This window comes from Mesobacillus harenae, from assembly GCF_013343715.1.
Classification (GTDB): Bacteria; Bacillota; Bacilli; order Bacillales; family Cytobacillaceae; genus Mesobacillus_A; species Mesobacillus_A harenae.
The window spans coordinates 1-596 of sequence record NZ_JABUNR010000041.1 but is presented as its reverse complement, the minus strand read 5'-3'; the positions used below and the strand labels follow the sequence as shown (position 1 = coordinate 596).

Below are 596 nucleotides of genomic sequence, written 5' to 3'. Positions count from 1 at the left end.
CCAAGGTGGGGGTCGCGGGTTCGAATCCCGTCTTCCGCTCCAGTGACTTAGCCGGGGTGGCGGAACTGGCAGACGCACAGGACTTAAAATCCTGCGGTAGGTGACTACCGTACCGGTTCGATTCCGGTCCTCGGCACCATTCATCTTAATAATGCGCCCGTAGCTCAATTGGATAGAGCATCTGACTACGAATCAGAAGGTTGTAGGTTCGAATCCCGCCGGGCGCGCCATATTCGGGAAGTAGCTCAGCTTGGTAGAGCACTTGGTTTGGGACCAAGGGGTCGCAGGTTCGAATCCTGTCTTCCCGACCATTCCAACAAGATATGGGGCCTTAGCTCAGCTGGGAGAGCGCCTGCCTTGCACGCAGGAGGTCAGCGGTTCGATCCCGCTAGGCTCCACCATTTATTGTCAGTTGACCAAATGGATAGTACATGTTACTATATATAAGCTGACAAATTGCTCTTTGAAAACTAAACAAACAAGCGTCAACAAACAATATTTATAGTGACTTCAATTATGAAGATCACTAGCCAACGTTTTAAATTATGAGCTAAAACTCATACTCTTTTTTGGAGAGTTTGATCCTGGCTCAGGAC

The 596-nt window shown here is 49.3% G+C and carries 4 tRNA genes; all 4 read left to right on the top strand.

Annotated features, from left to right (window positions below):
- Positions 1–50: 50 nt before the first annotated feature.
- A tRNA-Leu gene (locus HRJ06_RS22925) sits at positions 51–139 on the top strand.
- A gap of 14 nt (positions 140–153) precedes the next feature.
- Positions 154–230, top strand: a tRNA-Arg gene (locus HRJ06_RS22920).
- Between the two features lie 4 nt (positions 231–234).
- Positions 235–311: transfer RNA gene (locus tag HRJ06_RS22915), tRNA-Pro, on the top strand.
- Between the two features lie 14 nt (positions 312–325).
- Positions 326–401 (top strand) — tRNA-Ala (locus HRJ06_RS22910).
- The last annotated feature ends 195 nt before the right edge of the window (positions 402–596 follow it).